The sequence below is a fragment of the Microbacterium songi genome, assembly GCF_042747925.1.
In the GTDB taxonomy this organism is placed as follows: Bacteria; Actinomycetota; Actinomycetes; order Actinomycetales; family Microbacteriaceae; genus Microbacterium.
Map to the genome: position 1 here is coordinate 487,836 of NZ_JBHZIE010000010.1, position 16,668 is coordinate 504,503.

The window sequence follows — 16,668 nt, forward strand, 5'->3', positions numbered from 1 at the left end:
GTCAGGCCCTCACGCGGCCGCGATGAGCGATTCCGCCAGGGGACGACGCACGCGGGGGGCCGCCTCGCGCTCCTGAAGGGCCTCGGGGAGGGCGGCCGGGTCGCCGAGCGCACCGATGGCGATCGCGACCGTCGGGGTGAAACGCTCGTCCAGGCCGAAAGCCGCGCTGACGGCCGCGCGGTCGAAGCCGCCCATCTGGTGGACGTACAGGCCGTCGTGGTGGGCCTGCACGCTCAGGTGCGCGACCGCCTGGCCGAGGTCGTACGTCGCGAAATGCATGGGCGTGCCGTCTTCAGCCGTGGTCTCGGCGACACCGATGATGATCGCGCCGGCATCGCCGGCCCACACCTTGTTGAATCCCATCAGCGCGTCGACGACAGTCGCGTGCGCGTCGGTTCCACGGCGGGCGACGATGAAGCGCCACGGCTGGGTGTTGTTGGCGGACGGCGACCAGCGAGCCGCCTCGAGCGCGCTCGCCAGCTTCTCCTCGTCGACGGGCGCCGAGGTGTCGTAGGCGCGGGGGCTCCAGCGATCGGCGAGGACGTCGAGCACGGGGCTGTCGGTCTGGGCGGAGCGGGCGGTCTGCAGGGAGGTGTTCATGGCTGTTCCTTCGGACGAGTGCGGAATTGTCGGGGGCGCCATCGACCCACGGAGGTCCAACACCATGCGCTCGAATACATTCCCGGCGGTTCTGACCAACGACGGGAAGAGCGGATGCAGCGGCCCCTGGACACGCCGGTCCACCGGGTGCATCGTGGAGACATGTTCACGACCGACAAGGCATTCAGCGGATTCAGCGTCGACGACATCGACGCGGCACGCACGTTCTACGGCGAGACGCTCGGGCTCGAGGTCTCCGACAATGCGATGGGATTCCTCGAGCTCCATCTCGCGTCGGGCGCCGGCATCCTGATCTACTCGAAGCCCAACCATGAACCGGCGGGTTTCACGATTCTGAACTTCCCCGTCGCGAACATCGACGAGGCGGTGATCGACCTGAACTCCCGCGGGGTCGAGACCAAGATCTACGCCGACGAGGACTTCCCCTCGGACGAGCGCGGGATCGTGCGGGGCGACGGTCGAGGACCCGACATCGCGTGGTTCCGCGACCCCGCCGGCAACGTTCTGGCCGTGCTCCAGGACGACTGACGCGTCAGAGCGCCGGCCAGGACGCCGGCCCGGTCGTGCCCGCGGCGTACTCGTCGAGGGGCACCGCGCCGTCACGCCACGCGTCGAGCACCGGCTGCACGATCCGCCAGCACTCCTCGGCGGTGTCGCCGCGGACGGCGAGCGTCGGGTCCTGGTCGAGGATGCCCGAGAGCACTTCGGCATAGGCCAGCATCCCGCCCTGCGCGAGGTCGGTGTCCAGCGCCGCCCGGTCGAGGGCGAACGCGTCGCCCGGGCCGTTGAAGTTGATCTCGAGCGACATGACGGCGGGGTCGAGCGAGAGGCGGAGCACCGACGGTGCGGTCGAGCCGGTGAATCCGGTCGGCAGGTGCGTCACCGGTTTGAAGGTGATGACGATCTCGCGCCGCAGGCCGCCGAGCGCCTTGCCGGAGCGGAGCGTGAAGGGCACGCCCTCCCAGCGCGAGTTGGCGATGCCGACGGTCATCTCGGCGAGGGTCTCGGTCTCGCGATTCGGATCGACCCCGGGTTCGTCCGCGTAGGCGGGCAGCGACCGGCGACCGACTCTGCCGGCCGTGTACCGGGCGCGATGCGAGTTGTCGATCGGGTCGTCCTGCCACACGCTGGTCGCCCTCAGCACGGCGCCCTTCGCGTCGCGGAGGTCGACGGCGTCGAGGGTCGCGGGCGGATCCATCGCCACGACGGCGAGGATCTGCAGCAGGTGGCTCTGGATCATGTCGATCAGCGCGCCGGCCTTGTCGTAGTAGCCGGCGCGGCCCTCGAGCCCGAGCGCCTCGTCGAAGCGGATCACGACGGAGTCGATGTGCGCCGACGACCACACCGGCTCGAAGATGCGGTTCGAGAACCTCGCGCCGAGGACGTTCAGCACCGTGGAGCGGCCCAGGAAGTGGTCGATCCGGTAGACCTGGTTCTCGGGGACGATCTTGGCGAGCTGCTCGTTCAGGACGTGTGCGCTGGCCTGGTCCGTGCCGAACGGCTTCTCCAGCGCCAGCATCAGTCCCGCCGGCACGTCGATCCTCGCGAGGGCCTCGCACGATGCGGCGGCGACGGCGGGCGGCACGGCGAAGTACAGCGCGACCTTGCCGTCGATCCCGGCCAGCAGTCCCGCCATGTCCTCCGCGGACGTGATGTCGACCTGCCGGTAGTCGGTCTCCTTCAGCAGACGGTTCACGCCCGCGCCCGCAGCGTTCACCTTCGCGAACGAGGTGGCGACCGTCTTGCGCCACCGCTCGTCGTCCCAGTCGTCGATCCCGGCGCCGATCAGGCGGATGCGCCGTTCGCGCTCGCGCGTCAGCAGCTGCCCGAGCGCAGGCAGCAGCAGCCGCGAGGTGAGGTCGCCGGAAGCGCCGAGGATGATCAGGGTCGTGTCGGTGGCCATGGCGCCACCCTAGACCGCGCAACACTGTAAGACTCGACGCATGGCTGCACCCATCGAGGACTATGCGATTCTGAGCGACTGCCACACGGCGGCGCTCGTGTCGCGGGAGGGCAGTATCGACTGGCTGTGCCTTCCCCGCTACGACTCTCCGTCGACGTTCGGGGCGCTTCTGGGCACCGAGGATCACGGGCGATGGACGCTGCGTCCCACCGACCCGCACGCGCAGACATCGCGCCGCTATGACGGCGACGGGTTCGTGCTGCTCACCCGCTGGGAGACGGCGGCCGGTGTCGCCGAGGTCGCGGACGTGATGCCCTACGGCGACCGTCGTCCCGACGTGATCCGCCGCATCCGGGGGCTCGAGGGAACGGTCGAGTTCACGCAGGAGCTGCGCGTCCGCTTCGACTACGCGCGCTCGATGCCCTGGATGCGTCAGGCGGGGACGGATGCCGCGCCCGCCCTCGTCGCGACGGCAGGGCCCGACGCACTCGTCCTGCGCGGCGCCGCGCTCCGCGCGACCGACCACGCTCACACGGGCACGGTGACGGTGTCGGCGGGGGAGGTCGCCGACCTCACCCTCACCTGGTTCCCGTCGCACCGGCTCATCCCCGATCCCGTCGACGTCGACGCCGCCTTCGAGACAACGGCCGCGTGGTGGCGGCAGTGGGCGGACGGCATCGAACACGACGGGCCGCATCACGAAGCGGTCGTGCGGTCGCTCCTCGTGCTGCGCGCGCTCACGCACGAAGACACCGGCGGTATCGTCGCGGCCGCCACGACATCGCTCCCCGAGGATTTCGGCGGCTCGCGCAACTGGGACTACCGCTACGTGTGGCTCCGTGATGCGTCGCTGACCCTGGAGGCGCTCATCAGTCACGGTTTCACGGAAGAGGCCGTGCAGTGGCGACGGTGGCTCGTGCGGGCGATCGCCGGCTCACCCGCAGACGTGCAGATCATGTACGGCATCGCCGGCGAACGTCGGCTGACCGAACGCGAGCTCGACAACTTCCCCGGATACGACGGCGCGGCACCGGTGCGCATCGGCAACGGGGCCGTGGAGCAGTACCAGGCCGACGTGATCGGCGAGGTCATGGTCGCGCTCGAGGCCGCGCGTGTGGCGGGCGTCGACGAGGGCGAGTACTCGTGGCCGCTCCAGCGCGCGCTCCTGGGCTACGTCGAGGAGAACATCGGCCGCGCCGACAACGGCATCTGGGAGATCCGCGGCGAACCGCGCATGTTCACGCACTCCCGCGTCATGATCTGGGCGGCGTTCGATCGTGGCGTCCGGGCTGTCCGCGAGCACGGGATGCCGGGCGAGCTCGAGCGCTGGGAGGCGCTGTGCGACCGCATGCGCGCCGAGATCGACACGAGCGGCTACGACGAGGCGCGCGGGCACTTCGTGCAGAGCTACGGCTCGACCGAGGTCGACGCCGCGCTCCTGCTGCTGCCGCAGGTGGGTTACTGTGCCCCGGATGATCCGCGCATGCTGGGCACCGTCGCCGAGCTGGAGCGCCGGCTGATGCACGCGGGTCTCCTGCACAGGTACCGCACGGCGTCCGATGTCGACGGACTGCCCGGGACCGAGCATCCGTTCCTCGCCTGCTCGTTCTGGCTCGTCGAGCAGTACGCGGGCAGCGGGCGCCTCGCTGACGCGCACGAGCTGATGGACCGTGTCTGCGGGCTGGCCAATGACGTGGGGCTGCTGTCGGAGGAGTACGACGTCACGCTGCGGCGGCACGTCGGCAACACCCCGCAGGCGTTGTCGCACCTGGCGCTGGTGCGCGCCGCGGACGCGCTGGTGGCCCGCTCGGAGCGCTGAGCGCGCCCGGTTGGCACGCGAGGAGCGGATGCCGCGACCAGTGGCCGCGGCATCCGCTCCTCGTCGTCGTCGGCTCAGCCGCGGAGCGCCTCGACCAGCTTGACGCGACTGCCCATGCGCAGCAGGGAGTTCTGGTAGATCTTCGCGCCGAGCAGGATCGCCGCGACGCATGTCGCGATGAGGATGACGAGCGACACCAACGGCTCCCACCACTGCGCCTCGCCGAGGAACAGGCGCATCGGCATGCCCACCGGGGCGGAGAACGGCACGTAGGACATGATCGCCAGCACCGTGGGGTTGTCGTTGAAGAAGATGACCAGGAAGTACGGCGCCATGATGAGGATCGTGATCGGGAACGTCGTCGAGCCGATGTCCTCCTGACGGGAGACCATCGCGCCGGCCGCGGCGAACAGGGCGGCCAGCAGCACGAACCCGAACAGGAAGAACACCGCGAACCAGAGGATGGGCGCTCCGAGCAGTTCGAGCAGCTCGCTCTGACCGATGATCGTGAGCCCGACGATGGATATCGCCGCCAGCACGAGGATCTGCGCCATGGCCAGGATCGTGTTGCCGATCACCTTGCCGGCGAGGAGCGTGCGTGCCCGGATCGCCGAGATGAGGATCTCGACCACTCGCGTCTGCTTCTCTTCGACGACGCTCGCGGCGATGGTGGACCCGAACAGGCTCGCCGCCATCAGGAAGACCACGCCGAAGCTGATCGCGACGAAGTAGCGCACGATGTCATCGGTCTGCGACGGATCCAGCAGCTCCACCCTCGGCACCTCCGACAGCTGCATCGTCAAGCCGCTCGGGGCGGATGAGTTCGCGATCAGCACGTAGCCGAACGGTGTGGCCGAGGGGTCGGCGACGATGGCGGCGTCGACCGTGCCGTCGGTCACGAGCTTCTCGGCGGCGGCGCGGTCGGCCACTTCGGTGACCTCCAGTCCCTCCGTCGAGGTGAGCAGCGACGCGGCATCCGCGGTGATCGCCACCGGCGTCCCGCCCTGGTTCTGCGCGCTCAGCCCGCCGAACACGATCCCGGCCAGCGCGGCGATGAAGAGGATCGCCGAGGAGATCAGGAACGCCTTGCTGCGGAGCTTGGTGCCGATCTCGCGTTCGGCGACGAGCCAGACTGCGGCCGCCTCACTCGGGGCGCTCGGGCGCGTGCCGGAGCTCCTCCCGCCGGCGCTCGTGGTGCCGGCGCCCTTTTGAGCGGTGCCGTTGTCGGCGGTGCCTCGTGTTGCAGTGCTCATTTCACGACCTCCCGGAAGATCTGGGCCAGACTCGGACGTTGCGGGGCGAAGCTGCCGACGGCTCCGCGGGTGACGGCTTCGCGCAGGACGCGCTGCGCGGTGTCCTCGGAATCGACCTCGAACAGGGCGTATCCGCCGTCGAAATCGACGATGTCCACTCCGGGCTCACCTCGAAGCCACCCGGCATCCCCGACGGTGACCAGCTCGTAGCGATGGCGGGAGTGCGCGGCGCGCAGTGCTTCGCGCTCGCCGGTCGCGCGGATGGTGCCGCCGGCGATGATCACGAGGTCGTCGCAGAGCCGCTCGACCAGGTCGAGCTGATGCGAGGAGAACAGCACCGCGACACCCGACGCGGCGCGCTCCTGCAGCACCGCGGCAACCACGTCGACGGCGATCGGGTCCAGCCCGGAGAAGGGCTCGTCCAGGATCAGCACCTCCGGGTCGTGCACGAGCGCCGCGGCGATCTGCGCCCGCTGCTGGTTGCCCAGCGAGAGCGTCTCGACGTTGTCGTTCAGGCGCTCGCCCAGACCGAGGCGCTCGAGCAGAACAGTGGCGGATGCCGCGGCATCCGTCTTCGAATACCCGTGCAGGCGCGCCAGATAGGTGATCTGCTCGAGCACCTTCATCTTCGGATAGAGGCCGCGTTCCTCGGGCATGTACCCGAAGCGTCGGCGGTCATCGGTCGATACCGGGGTGCCGTCGAGCGTGACGGTGCCTCCGTCGGCGCCGAGCACGCCCAGCACGATCCGCATCGTGGTGGTCTTGCCGGCGCCGTTGCCTCCGACGAAGCCTGTCAGGCGTCCCGGGCGCACTTCGAAGCCGACGTGGTCGAGCACGCGATGCGTGCCGTAGCTCTTGTCGAGATCTGTGAGTTGCAGCATGCGAATCACGCTACGGATGCCGCGTCCCGGCCGGATCCCCCGTGGGGCGGAGATCTCGCGAGCGTGAGGGGGAGGTGGCCCGCGCCGTGCGGATGAGGCGTCGTTCGGGGTCGGCGGCGTCGCGGAAGCCGCGCGAACGGTCGCGACACGCCGCTGGGACACGCGGTGGCGCGGAACGTACGGCATGTCGCGACCGTTCGCGGCGCCGAGGGTGCGGTGCGGCGCGGCCGGGCGTGGCAGGGCCGAGGGCCGGGCGCCGAGGTCGCGGCGCGCGGGCGTCGAGCGGTCGCTCAGACCAGGTGGTGGCGGAGCGCCAGCACGGCCGCGTGCACGCGGTCGCGCGCGCCCAGCTTCTGCAGCACGTTCGAGACGTGCGTCTTGACGGTCGCCTCACCGATGTACAGCTCGGCGGCGATCTCGGCGTTGCTGCGGGCGTCGGCGAGCAGTCGCAGCACCTCGGCCTCACGCTCGGTCAGCGGCTCGGTCAGCGGTGAGGTACCGGGCCTCTCGTCCGCGGCCGGTGCCGTCACGGCCCGCACCGACCCGAAGCGCTCGATCACGCGACGGGTGACCGCCGGGGCCAGCAGCGCGTCGCCGCCCGCCACCACGCGCACGGCCGCGACGAGCTCGCTCGCGCCGGCGTTCTTCAGAAGGAAGCCGCTGGCCCCGGCATCCAGCGCCTCGAAGAGATAGTCGTCGCGGTCGAACGTCGTGACGATCACGACCCGCGCGCTCGACGTCGCATCGGCGACGATGCGCCTCGTCGCCTCGAGTCCGTCCATGTCGGGCATCTGCACGTCCATGCAGATCACGTCGGGTGCGAGCTCGGATGCTGCAGCCACCGCCTGCGCTCCGGTGCCGGCCTCGCCGACCACGGTGATGTCGCCGGCCGACTCGAGGATCGTCCGGAACCCCGCGCGCATCACGGCGTGGTCGTCCACCAGGAGCACGCGGATCACGACGCGCCCAACGGGACGGCGAGCCGCACGCGGAAACCGCCGCGCGGGCGCGGACCGATCTCGATCGTGCCCCCCGAGGCGACGGCGCGCTCGCGCATCCCGAGCTGGCCGAGCCCCGGCCGCACCGCCACGGCGGCGCGTCCGGTGTTGACGACTTCCAGTTCGAGCGAGTCCGGCCCGTAGCGCAGGCGCACGTCGGCTGCGGCATCCGGCCCGGCATGACGCCGCGCATTCGTGAGGGCCTCCTGGGCGATGCGATAGATGTTGACCTGAGTCACGGCCGGCACCGGCGCCGGCTCGCCGACGATGGTGAACGATGTGGGCAGTCCGGCGGCATCCGAGGCGGCCACCAGCACGGGGAGCGACTCGAGGCCGATCGTCGAGGCGGGGGCGTCGTCGGTCGCGCCGGGGGTGCGCAGGGTGTCGAGCAGCCGGTGCAGTTCGTCGACGGCTTCGCGAGCGGATGCCTCGATGCCCGTGATCAGGCGGGCCGAGGCATCCGGATCCGTCGGCAGCACGGCACCGGCCGCGGCCGCCTGCACACCCATCACCGACACGTGGTGGGCGACGACGTCGTGCAGCTCTCGGGCGATGCCCACGCGATCGAGGGCCACCGCCTGCGCCGCGGTGACCTCGCGTTCGCGCTCGAGCTCGGCGGTGCGCTGCACGAGCACGTCGCGTTCGGCCGCGGCCGTCCAGGCGCGCTCGCCGAAGTAGTAGGCGCCGCCGAAGTACAGCGCGTTCACGAGGATGTTGAGCATCGCGCTGGCGATGAAGGGGCTGAACGCCCCGGCGACCACTCCGGCGTCTTCGGCGTGGGTGAGGGCCTCGCCGTACATCGTGGCGAGCAGCCACACGAACATGCCGACGATGATGCCGCCGCGGACGATCGCGGCGCGCCGACGGCGGGGCGACCACGCGCCGACCGTGTAGAACGAGATGAACATGGCGATGTTGCCGACGTAGATCTCGGGCACGCGCAGGCTGACGGCGGCGAAGTAGGCGACCGCGATGATCACCGCGACGATGGCCGGCCATCGCCGTCGCGCGGCCAGGGGCGCCGCCAGCACGAAGGCGTAGACGATCGCGTACTGCATCGGACCCTGCTCATCGCCGTAGACGCCGGCGATCGCACTCAGCACCGAGCTCAGGAGCGCGCCGACGAAGATGACGGCGGCCAGGACGACGTCGTTGCGCAGCTGCTGCCGGGTCGGCGCCAGCCGCTGCGCGCGGGGGGTGGGAGGAGCGGATGCCACGCCCCCACGCTACGGGCAGCCCGGCGGTGAGGCATCCCCCGTGCGGGGGAGGTGACGAACGGGTAGAAAGGGTCCATGACCGGTCGGATCACGATAGATCTGTTCACCACGCTCGACGGCGTCGCGCAGGCCCCGGGCGGACCCGACGAGGACACTTCCGGTGGCTTCGAGTTCGGCGGCTGGCAGGCGCCCGTCGAGGACGAGAGGATCGCCGAGCTCGTCGGCGCCGGCATCGAAGCGATGGATGCGCTCGTGCTCGGACGCCGCACCTACGACATCTTCGCGGCATACTGGCCGCAGCACACCGGCACCCCGGTCGGACGTCGTTTCGCGGAGATTCCGAAGTACGTCGCCTCACGGCATCCGTTCGTCCCCGAATGGGCAGGAACAACCCATCTGGGAGAGGATGCGGTGGCCGCCGTCACCGCACTCCGCGACGTCCACGAGAACATCCATGTGATCGGCAGCATCGACTTCGTGCAGTCGCTGCTCGCCGTCGAGGCGTACGACGAACTGAAACTTTGGGTGCACCCCATCGTCCTCGGGCAGGGACGCAAAGTGTTCCCGGACGGCGCGGTGCCTGCGCGGCTCCGGCTGCTCGAACCGCCGGTCGCGGGGAACACCGCCGTCCAGCTGCGCTACGCCCCGGACGGGAAGCCCACTACGGGTCAGATGTAGCCGCCGGCGTCACGCGAAGCGGCCTCAGAAGATCATCGGTCGATCGTCGTCTTCCTCGGGGCCGTTCAGATCGAGGTCGACGACGACCGGAACGTGGTCGCTCGGTGCCTCGCCCTTGCGCTCGTTGCGGTGGATGGCCGCGCCCGCCACGGCGTCGGCGAACGCGTGCGAACCCAGCACGAAGTCGATGCGCATGCCCTCGTTGCGGGGGAAGCGCAGCTGCTTGTAGTCCCAGTACGTGAAGCCGGTCGGCACCAGCGGACGCACGACGTCTGTCAGCCCGGCCGCCTCCAGGGCGGCGAACGCCTCGCGCTCCGGGGGCGACACGTGCGTCGCGAACCCCTCGACCACGGCGGGGTCGCCGTTGTCGGCGTTCGTCGGAGCGATGTTGAAATCACCGGTCAGCGCGAGCGCCGCGTCGGGGTCGGCTGCCAGCTCGTCCCGCACGTGCGCGGTGAGGGCGCTCAGCCAGTCGAGCTTGTAGTAGTAGTGCGGATCGCCCAGCGAGCGCCCGTTGGGCACGTACAGGCTCCACACCCGCACCCCGTCGATGGTCGCCCCCATCGCGCGGGCCTCCTGTGGAGCATCCGGCCCCTCGTGGCCTTTCGCGAATCCCGGCATGCCGGGGAAGGACGTGGCGACGTCGGTCATCGCCGAGCGGCTTGCGATGGCGACCCCGTTCCACTGCGAGAAGCCGTACGCCTCGACGTGGAAACCCGCGTCCTCGAAGGCCTCGTAGGGGAACTGCTCGGTCTTGCACTTGATCTCCTGCATCGTGAGCACGTCGACGCTCTCGCGCACGGCGAAGTCGACGATGCGGTCGACGCGGGCACGGACGGAGTTCACATTCCAGGTCGCAAGACGCATGGAGCCAGCCTAGGCCGGGGTGCCGACGCCGATCGCCTCCGAGCGCTCGAGGGCCGCACGCATCTCGACGGCCATGACGGCGCTCAGCTGCGTGGCCAGGCTCACCCGGCCGGTCGGGGTGCTGCGCCAGTCGTCGTCGGCGAGCATGAGGCCGTCGCGCTGCGCGCTCTCCCAGAGGGAGTCGGTGCTCCCGCGCACGAACGCGACCAGCTCGAGGCGCCCGGCCGCACCGGGGTCGAGGTGCGGCAGCAGCAGCCCGAGGTAGCGGTAGAAGATGCCGCGGAACAGCCCGGAGTCGCCGCCGTCGTCCTCGCTCACGAAGACACCACCGCCGGTGAGCTGCCGGATGGTCGCGAGCGCGGTCTCCTCCGCGGCCCGTAGGGGTGTGCGATCGCCGGTCGCCCGCCCGATCTCGACGGCCGCCCCGATGTAGAGGCCCTGGTTGTAGGTGAAGCGCCAGTGGTCGACCGTGCCGTCGCCGGTGCGGTTGACCCCGTCGTCGACGATCCCGTCGGCCCCGCGCATGCGGGTCGTGAGCCAGTCGAATCCGCGCCGCGCATACTCGAGGGCTCGCGGGTCGCCGTCGGCTGCGGCGAGGCGGGCCGCGAGGATCGCGAACGGGCCGTTCGCCGGCGTGTTCTTGTACGCGAGCTGCTGCGTCCGCCAGGCCAGACTCTGCCCGAACGCGTCGTTCCAGCCGCGCCGGAACGAGTACTCCCACAGCGCGCGCGCATCCTCGCCGGCCGCGACGTCGCCCGCGGCGGTGCGCAGGCGCTGCAGGGCGAGCGCGAACCAGAGCATGTCGTCGAAGTAGTCGTTGTACAGCGACCCCCGGTTACGACGACGGATGCCGCGTGCCACGCGCGCGGCATCCTCCGCCCATGCCACGCGCCGGGTGCGCTCGAACGCATCGAGCCGGACGTCGACCAGATGTGCGAGCCACCAGTAGTGGAACGGCTCGTGCAGCCGCCGCGGGAACGTCATATGTGCGATCCGACGGTCATCGGCGCCGAAGAACTCGTCGATGCTCTGCTGCGCGATATCGGCCCGATGCGCCCAGGTGGAGGCGGACGGCGCTGCGGCGTCGGCGCGTGCGTTCATGCCCCGACGATACCCAGCGCCGGCGACCGGCGGCACCGTCTCCTTCGCCGCCGGTGGCCGGTCCGTAGAATCGACGGCATGACCGCTGCCTCCACGCCCGAGCTCGAAGCCGACCGCCAGGCGCTCATCGCCCTCATCAAAGATGAGGCCGTCTTCCACGGCGACTTCACGCTCTCCAGCGGCAAGAAGGCGACGTACTACGTCGACATGCGCAAGCTGACTCTGGATCACCGGGCCGCGCCTTCGATCGGTCGCATCATGCTCGACCTCATCAAGGACGTCGACGGCGTCATCGCGGTGGGGGGCCTCACGCTGGGTGCCGATCCGATCGCCAACTCGGTGATGCACGAGTCGGCGCGCACCGACAGCCCGCTCGACGCGTTCGTCGTGCGGAAGGAGCCGAAGGACCACGGCCGCGGACGTCAGGTGGAGGGGGCGGATGTCGCCGGCAAGCGCGTCGTCGTCGTCGAAGACACCTCGACCACCGGCCAGTCCGCGCTCAAGGCCGTCGACGCGCTGCGCCGCGAGGGCGCCGAGGTCGTCGCCGTCGCCGTGATCGTGGACCGCAGAACCGGGGCACAGGCAGCCGTCGAAGCGGAAGGGCTGGAGTGGCTCGCCGCGATCGACCTCGACGATCTCGGCCTCGCACCCCAGTAGCTCCGCGCCGAAAGCAGCGCCTCGCTCGTCCCGCGCCGGAAGGGAGCGGCGGGGAGGTCAGGAGCCGACCGGCGGATCACTCCGATCGTCGCCTGCGGGCGGATCGTTCCGCTCGTCGCGGTGGCTGCGCACGAGCTGCATCACGAACACGATCAGCGTCCCCAGCAGGATGATGACGCTCACGCCGTACAGCAGTGCCTGCGCAAGCGGTGTCATGCGGGCCGCTTCCCGGCCGCGGCATCCGTCACGATCTTCTGCACCCGCGCCGCGCGCGTCTCGGGCCGCTTCGCCATGGCGATCAGGGTCAGTCCCTGCTTCCGCGCGGACGCGGGGAAGGCGTCCCAGTTCGCCCGGGCCGCAGGCGCCGCGTCGAGGGCGGCCGTGAGCTCAGGAGGTTCGATACCGGCCTCGGGCCCGTCGAGCATGGTCCACGACCCGTTGGCCTTCGCGACCTCGATCGCGCGGATACCCGCCGCCTCCAGGAGACCCGCGGCCTCGAGCTCGATCAGACGGGCCTTGTTGGTCGCGGCCCATCCGCTCGACGGGCGCCGCGGCGCGAACCAGAGACCCGACGTCTCCTCGTCGAAGGTCCGCACCGGACCGTCGATCCAGCCGAAGCACAGTGCGGTGCGGATCGCCTCCTCGTAAGGGATGTGGAGGTGGGTGTACCCGGCCCGTCCGCGCACGAGCCACACTCCGGTCGCCGAGGCGTGGTTCCCGGCCAGCCAGGCGCGCCAGGTCGCGGCATCCGCGGCCACCACCTTCTCGCCGTCGTCGAGCGCTCCCATCAGAGGATGTCCGTCTCCTCCACCTCGAGCGGCTCGTCGCGCACGAGGTCGGCGACGGAGTCGAGCACCTCGTCGGGGCGGAACGGGTAGCGCTCCATCTCGGTGCGATCGCTGATACCGGTGAGCACGAGGATCGTGTGCAGCCCCGCCTCGATGCCGGCGACGACGTCGGTGTCCATCCGGTCGCCGATCATGCCGGTCGTCTCGGAGTGCGCGCCGATGCGGTTCAGCGCCGACCGGAACATCATCGGGTTCGGCTTGCCGACGACGTAAGGCTCCTTGCCGGTCGCCTTGGTGATGAGGGCGGCGAACGAGCCTGTCGCCGGCACGACGCCGTGCGCGGTCGGCCCGGTCGCGTCAGGGTTCGTCACGATGAAGCGCGCGCCGGCGTTGATGAAGCGGATCGCCTGCGTGATCGCCTCGAACGAGTACTGCCGCGTCTCGCCGACCACGACGTAGTCGGGCAGCGACTCGGTCATGACGAAGTCCGCTTCGTGGAGCGCTGTGGTCAGGCCCGCCTCGCCGATGACGAATGCGGTGCCGCCCGGCAGCTGCGAGCGCAGGAAGTCGGCCGTCGCGAGCGCCGAGGTCCAGATGCGGTCTTCGGGGACGTCGAGACCGGACCGTCGCAGCCGCGCGCTGAGATCCCGCGGCGTGAAGATCGGGTTGTTGGTGAGCACCAGGAACGGGGTGCCCTCATCGCGCCACTGGGCGAGCAGGTCGGACGCACCGGGGATCGGCCGGTTCTCGTGGACGAGGACACCGTCCATGTCGGTCAGCCAGCATTCGATATCGGCGCGGGTCCGCATGGTGTCAGCCTATTCCGTGGACGCGCGCGAAGACATACGCGCGGGGGCATAGTCTCATCTCGTGGCGCGCGCCGATTGGGATCCCGAGGACCTCCCCGACCTCTCAGGGCGCACCTATCTGATCACGGGCTCCAACGCGGGTCTCGGATACTTCGCGACCGAACAGCTCGCCGGCGCCGGCGCCCACGTCATCATGACGGGCCGCAACCCGAACCGGCTCGCGTCGGCTCGTGCGGCGGTGCTGCGCCGGGTTCCGGATGCCTCGGTGCAGACGCTTCTCCTCGACACGAGCAACCTCGGCTCGGTGCGCGCGGCGGCCGCGACCGCCCGCACCCGCGGGGGACTCGACGGGCTGCTCCTGAACGCCGGCATCGTGCACCCGCCGAAAGAACGCGAGCTGACCATGGACGGCAACGAGGTCGTCTTCGCGACCAACGTGCTGGGTCACTTCGCGCTCGCCGGGGCGATGCTGGCAACCCTAGCGAAAGCGCGCGGACGCATCGTCTGGCTCGGCAGCATGTCGACGTCGATGTGGGCCTACGACCCGGTCGACCCGCAGCTGGAGAGCGACTACAGCCCGTGGCGCGCCTACGTGCAGTCCAAGGTCGCCACGACGGCCCTCGGCCTCGAAGCCGACCGGCGGCTGCGTGAGACGAAGGTCGCGGTGCGCAGCATCGTCGCGCATCCGGGATATTCCACCAGCGGCCGCACGATCGGCATCCACGGGGTCAACGAGCCCTCTCGACTGACCCGCTTCACCGACAATCTGCAGGTCGCGTTCACGCAGTCCAAGGACCGCGGCGCGTGGTCGCTCGTGCGGGCACTCGTCGACCCCGCGGTCGAGGGCGGAGAGCTCGTCGGCCCGCGGTTCGTCGCCCGCGGCGCGCCGAGACGCGCGACCCCGGCCAAGATCACGCGCGACCTCGAGATCGGCGCGCGGCTCTGGGGCGTCTGCGAAGACGCCGCCGGCATGCGGTGGCCGTTCGGCCGGGCGGCCGCCGCGTCGAAGTGAGCTCTGCGCGCCGTTCTACGCGGTGAGCCAGACGGCGTCCGCCGCCCCGGCCGGAAGATGCAGGGTGTCGCCGTCGAGCGTCAGGGTCGAGGCATCCGTCACCTGCACGTCGGCGCCGGGGCGCACACCGGCGTCATCCAGCACGCGCAGCAGATCGGGGTCGCGGTCGCTCACCCGCAGCACGCGCCCGCGGTGGCCCGGCTTCGCCGTGCCGAGCAGGGTGAAGGGTTCGCGGTGCACGCGGCCCGCGGCATCCGGAATCGCGTCGCCGTGCGGGTCGAACCGAGGATTGCCGAGCCGGTGGTCGATGCCGTCGAGCAGCCGATCGCTGACGGCGTGCTCGAGAACCTCGGCCTCATCGTGCACCTCGTCCCAGGAGTAGCCGAACTCGCCCACCAGCCAGGTCTCGATCAACCGATGCCGACGGATCACCGCGGCCGCCCGCTGCTCGCCCGCGGGGGTCAGCGACACCGGGCCGTACGGGCGGTGCGACACGAGACCCTGCGCCGCCAGCTTCTGCACCATCTCGGTCACGCTCGAGGGGGCGAGCCCGAGCTCGAGCGCGAGCTGAGACGGGGTGATGCGATCGTCCTGCCACTCGGTGTGGTGGTAGATCGTCTTGAGGTAGTCGTCGATCGCGGGGGAGGCCACGCGCCCAGGGTACCGGCCGAGCATCGCTCAGCCGGTGGCCACGAGCCAGAGCAGCACGCCGTTGAGGGCGATGAGGAAGACGGATGCCGCGATCCCGGCGATCGTCGTGATCCCCCGGTTGCGGTGCGCGCCGAGCACCGCGCGTCGCGATGTGAGTACGACGAGCGGGACGAGCGCGAAGGGGATGCCGAAGGAGAGCACCACCTGGCTGAGGACGAGGGCGAGTGTGGGGTCGAACCCGACGCCGAGGATGACGAGGGCGGGGATCAGGGTGATCAGTCGGCGCGCGAGCAGCGGGACGCGCACGCGGAGGAGCCCGCGCATGATCTCGGCGCCGGCGTAGGCGCCCACCGACGTCGAGGCGAGACCGCTCGCGAGCAGCCCGACGGCGAAGAGCGTCGCGACGAGGGGGCCGATCCCGTTCTCGAGGGCGGCGTAGGCGCCCTCGAGGGTGTCCGTGCCGGCCACGCCCGTGAGGTTCGCGGCGGCCAGCAGCAGGATGCAGAGGTTGACCGTGCCCGCGATGAGCAGCGCGATCGAGACGTCCCAGCGCGTCGCCTTCAGCAGCGTCGGCGTCGGGATGCCGCGGCGGACGGCGAGCGAGGCATCCGGTCCTGTGTCGTCGCCGGCGCCCTCTACCGGAGCGAAGCGGTCGCGCGCGAGGGCGGAGTGCGCGTAGATCGCGTGCGGCATGATCGTCGCCCCGAGGATCGACGCGGCGAGGAGGACGGAGTCGGTGCCCTCGAATCGGGGGACGAGCCCGGCGACGATCCCGGCCGGATCGGGGGGGCCGATGAAGACGCCGACGGTGAAGCCGACGCCGATGACGAGGATCAGTCCGATCATCACGATCTCGAACGTGCGCGCTCCGCGTCGGGACTGCAGGACGAGGAGGCCCATCGAGATCACACCCGTGATCACGCCGCCCCAGAGCAGCGGCACGCCGAAGAGCAGGTGGAGCGCGATCGCGCCGCCGATCACCTCGGCGATGTCGGTGGCCATCGCCACGAGTTCGGCCTGCAGCCAGTACGCACGTCGGGCCCACGGGTTGCGGATGCGTCGTCCCAGCGTCTCGGGGAGGCTCTGCCCGGTGACGATGCCCAGCTTGGCCGAGAGGTATTGCACCAGCCACGCGACGATGTTGCCGAGGACGACGACCCAGACCAGCAGGTAGCCGAAGCGGGCACCGGCGGTCATGTTGCTGGCGACGTTGCCCGGGTCGAGATAGGCCACTCCCGCGACCATCGCCGGGCCGAGCAGCCAGGCGCCGCGGAACGGCGAACGGCGTCGGGCGGCTGCGGGGGCGGTGACGGGTTCGGCCGTGATCCCCAGTGATTTCGGCATACCGAAAAGCTAGACCATTTTTCGGTATGCCGAAAGCGGGTCCGGGTGGCGCTCTCGGGGCCGGCGTGC

At 70.5% G+C, this 16,668-nt stretch carries 18 protein-coding genes; 5 read left to right on the top strand and 13 right to left on the bottom strand.

What is annotated here, in order from left to right; translation table 11 throughout:
* Positions 1-9: 9 nt before the first annotated feature.
* Positions 10-600, bottom strand: a complete 591-nt coding sequence (locus tag ACFM35_RS13360) for a nitroreductase family protein (RefSeq protein WP_378842799.1) — start codon at positions 598-600, stop codon at positions 10-12.
* A gap of 162 nt (positions 601-762) precedes the next feature.
* On the opposite strand from ACFM35_RS13360, the gene ACFM35_RS13365 reads away from it, so the two are divergent.
* Complete coding sequence (locus ACFM35_RS13365; protein ID WP_378842801.1) at positions 763-1,149, top strand: VOC family protein; 387 nt, start codon at positions 763-765, stop codon at positions 1,147-1,149.
* Positions 1,150-1,153: 4 nt separating this feature from the next.
* On the opposite strand, the gene ACFM35_RS13370 is transcribed toward ACFM35_RS13365, so the two are convergent.
* The gene (locus ACFM35_RS13370; protein ID WP_378842803.1) at positions 1,154-2,524 is read right to left on the bottom strand and encodes a glucose-6-phosphate dehydrogenase; all 1,371 of its coding nucleotides are present in this window, start codon (positions 2,522-2,524) and stop codon (positions 1,154-1,156) included.
* A gap of 40 nt (positions 2,525-2,564) precedes the next feature.
* Here ACFM35_RS13370 and ACFM35_RS13375 point away from each other — a divergent pair, with 40 nt between their 5' ends.
* The gene (locus ACFM35_RS13375) at positions 2,565-4,343 is read left to right on the top strand and encodes a glycoside hydrolase family 15 protein (protein WP_378842805.1); all 1,779 of its coding nucleotides are present in this window, start codon (positions 2,565-2,567) and stop codon (positions 4,341-4,343) included.
* A gap of 74 nt (positions 4,344-4,417) precedes the next feature.
* Here ACFM35_RS13375 and ACFM35_RS13380 read toward each other — a convergent pair whose 3' ends face one another.
* The 4 genes from ACFM35_RS13380 to ACFM35_RS13395 form a co-directional block, all read right to left on the bottom strand.
* Positions 4,418-5,596 (bottom strand): ABC transporter permease, encoded by a 1,179-nt coding sequence (locus tag ACFM35_RS13380; RefSeq protein WP_378842807.1) that lies wholly within the window; start codon positions 5,594-5,596, stop codon positions 4,418-4,420.
* Positions 5,593-6,477: an ABC transporter ATP-binding protein gene (locus ACFM35_RS13385; RefSeq protein ID WP_378842809.1), complete on the bottom strand. Its 885-nt coding sequence runs from the start codon at positions 6,475-6,477 to the stop codon at positions 5,593-5,595. The genes ACFM35_RS13380 and ACFM35_RS13385 overlap by 4 nt, the downstream gene beginning before the upstream one ends.
* Before the next feature lie 290 nt (positions 6,478-6,767).
* The gene (locus ACFM35_RS13390; protein WP_378843045.1) at positions 6,768-7,400 is read right to left on the bottom strand and encodes a response regulator; all 633 of its coding nucleotides are present in this window, start codon (positions 7,398-7,400) and stop codon (positions 6,768-6,770) included.
* 32 nt (positions 7,401-7,432) lie between these two features.
* The gene (locus tag ACFM35_RS13395) at positions 7,433-8,692 is read right to left on the bottom strand and encodes a sensor histidine kinase (protein ID WP_378842811.1); all 1,260 of its coding nucleotides are present in this window, start codon (positions 8,690-8,692) and stop codon (positions 7,433-7,435) included.
* 75 nt (positions 8,693-8,767) lie between these two features.
* Between ACFM35_RS13395 and ACFM35_RS13400 the strand changes: the two genes are divergently transcribed.
* Positions 8,768-9,370, top strand: a complete 603-nt coding sequence (locus ACFM35_RS13400) for a dihydrofolate reductase family protein (RefSeq protein WP_378842814.1) — start codon at positions 8,768-8,770, stop codon at positions 9,368-9,370.
* Between the two features lie 24 nt (positions 9,371-9,394).
* On the opposite strand, the gene ACFM35_RS13405 is transcribed toward ACFM35_RS13400, so the two are convergent.
* Together ACFM35_RS13405 and ACFM35_RS13410 are read right to left on the bottom strand one after the other, a co-directional pair.
* Positions 9,395-10,237 (bottom strand): exodeoxyribonuclease III, encoded by an 843-nt coding sequence (locus tag ACFM35_RS13405; RefSeq protein WP_378842816.1) that lies wholly within the window; start codon positions 10,235-10,237, stop codon positions 9,395-9,397.
* A gap of 9 nt (positions 10,238-10,246) precedes the next feature.
* Positions 10,247-11,338: a glycoside hydrolase family 76 protein gene (locus ACFM35_RS13410; protein WP_378842818.1), complete on the bottom strand. Its 1,092-nt coding sequence runs from the start codon at positions 11,336-11,338 to the stop codon at positions 10,247-10,249.
* 78 nt (positions 11,339-11,416) lie between these two features.
* On the opposite strand from ACFM35_RS13410, the gene pyrE reads away from it, so the two are divergent.
* Positions 11,417-11,995: an orotate phosphoribosyltransferase gene (gene pyrE, locus ACFM35_RS13415; protein WP_378842820.1), complete on the top strand. Its 579-nt coding sequence runs from the start codon at positions 11,417-11,419 to the stop codon at positions 11,993-11,995.
* Between the two features lie 57 nt (positions 11,996-12,052).
* On the opposite strand, the gene ACFM35_RS13420 is transcribed toward pyrE, so the two are convergent.
* Genes ACFM35_RS13420 through ACFM35_RS13430 form a run of 3 tightly spaced genes read right to left on the bottom strand, consistent with a single transcriptional unit; the run spans position 12,053 to position 13,592 of the window.
* Complete coding sequence (locus tag ACFM35_RS13420) at positions 12,053-12,211, bottom strand: hypothetical protein (protein ID WP_378842822.1); 159 nt, start codon at positions 12,209-12,211, stop codon at positions 12,053-12,055.
* On the bottom strand, positions 12,208-12,783 hold the full coding sequence (locus tag ACFM35_RS13425; protein ID WP_378842824.1) for a YdeI/OmpD-associated family protein: 576 nt from the start codon (positions 12,781-12,783) through the stop codon (positions 12,208-12,210). The genes ACFM35_RS13420 and ACFM35_RS13425 overlap by 4 nt, the downstream gene beginning before the upstream one ends.
* Positions 12,783-13,592 (bottom strand): HAD-IIA family hydrolase, encoded by an 810-nt coding sequence (locus ACFM35_RS13430; protein WP_378842826.1) that lies wholly within the window; start codon positions 13,590-13,592, stop codon positions 12,783-12,785. Before ACFM35_RS13430 ends, ACFM35_RS13425 begins: the two co-directional genes overlap by 1 nt.
* Positions 13,593-13,653: 61 nt before the next feature.
* On the opposite strand from ACFM35_RS13430, the gene ACFM35_RS13435 reads away from it, so the two are divergent.
* Positions 13,654-14,604, top strand: coding sequence for an SDR family NAD(P)-dependent oxidoreductase (locus ACFM35_RS13435; RefSeq protein WP_378842828.1), 951 nt, complete (start codon positions 13,654-13,656; stop codon positions 14,602-14,604).
* A gap of 15 nt (positions 14,605-14,619) precedes the next feature.
* Here the strand turns inward: ACFM35_RS13435 and ACFM35_RS13440 are convergent, their stop codons facing one another.
* Both ACFM35_RS13440 and ACFM35_RS13445 read right to left on the bottom strand, forming a co-directional pair.
* A complete protein-coding gene (locus tag ACFM35_RS13440) occupies positions 14,620-15,255 on the bottom strand; it encodes a metal-dependent transcriptional regulator (protein ID WP_378842830.1) in 636 nt (211 codons plus the stop codon).
* A 27-nt stretch (positions 15,256-15,282) separates the two neighbouring features.
* A complete protein-coding gene (locus ACFM35_RS13445) occupies positions 15,283-16,599 on the bottom strand; it encodes an Nramp family divalent metal transporter (protein ID WP_378842832.1) in 1,317 nt (438 codons plus the stop codon).
* Between the last annotated feature and the right edge of the window lie 69 nt (positions 16,600-16,668).

Bases quoted from the DNA above. Each gene is read 5' to 3' on its own strand.
- ACFM35_RS13400 (WP_378842814.1), top strand. From the start codon at position 8,768: ATGACCGGTCGGATCACGATAGATCTGTTCACCACGCTCGACGGCGTC.
- ACFM35_RS13445 (WP_378842832.1), bottom strand. From the start codon at position 16,599: ATGCCGAAATCACTGGGGATCACGGCCGAACCCGTCACCGCCCCCGCA.
- ACFM35_RS13360 (WP_378842799.1), bottom strand. From the start codon at position 600: ATGAACACCTCCCTGCAGACCGCCCGCTCCGCCCAGACCGACAGCCCC.
- pyrE (WP_378842820.1), top strand. From the start codon at position 11,417: ATGACCGCTGCCTCCACGCCCGAGCTCGAAGCCGACCGCCAGGCGCTC.
- ACFM35_RS13430 (WP_378842826.1), bottom strand. From the start codon at position 13,592: ATGCGGACCCGCGCCGATATCGAATGCTGGCTGACCGACATGGACGGT.
- ACFM35_RS13380 (WP_378842807.1), bottom strand. From the start codon at position 5,596: ATGAGCACTGCAACACGAGGCACCGCCGACAACGGCACCGCTCAAAAG.
- ACFM35_RS13405 (WP_378842816.1), bottom strand. From the start codon at position 10,237: ATGCGTCTTGCGACCTGGAATGTGAACTCCGTCCGTGCCCGCGTCGAC.
- ACFM35_RS13385 (WP_378842809.1), bottom strand. From the start codon at position 6,477: ATGCTGCAACTCACAGATCTCGACAAGAGCTACGGCACGCATCGCGTG.
- ACFM35_RS13425 (WP_378842824.1), bottom strand. From the start codon at position 12,783: ATGGGAGCGCTCGACGACGGCGAGAAGGTGGTGGCCGCGGATGCCGCG.
- ACFM35_RS13370 (WP_378842803.1), bottom strand. From the start codon at position 2,524: ATGGCCACCGACACGACCCTGATCATCCTCGGCGCTTCCGGCGACCTC.
- ACFM35_RS13390 (WP_378843045.1), bottom strand. From the start codon at position 7,400: ATGCGCGCGGGGTTCCGGACGATCCTCGAGTCGGCCGGCGACATCACC.
- ACFM35_RS13375 (WP_378842805.1), top strand. From the start codon at position 2,565: ATGGCTGCACCCATCGAGGACTATGCGATTCTGAGCGACTGCCACACG.
- ACFM35_RS13420 (WP_378842822.1), bottom strand. From the start codon at position 12,211: ATGACACCGCTTGCGCAGGCACTGCTGTACGGCGTGAGCGTCATCATC.
- ACFM35_RS13365 (WP_378842801.1), top strand. From the start codon at position 763: ATGTTCACGACCGACAAGGCATTCAGCGGATTCAGCGTCGACGACATC.
- ACFM35_RS13410 (WP_378842818.1), bottom strand. From the start codon at position 11,338: ATGAACGCACGCGCCGACGCCGCAGCGCCGTCCGCCTCCACCTGGGCG.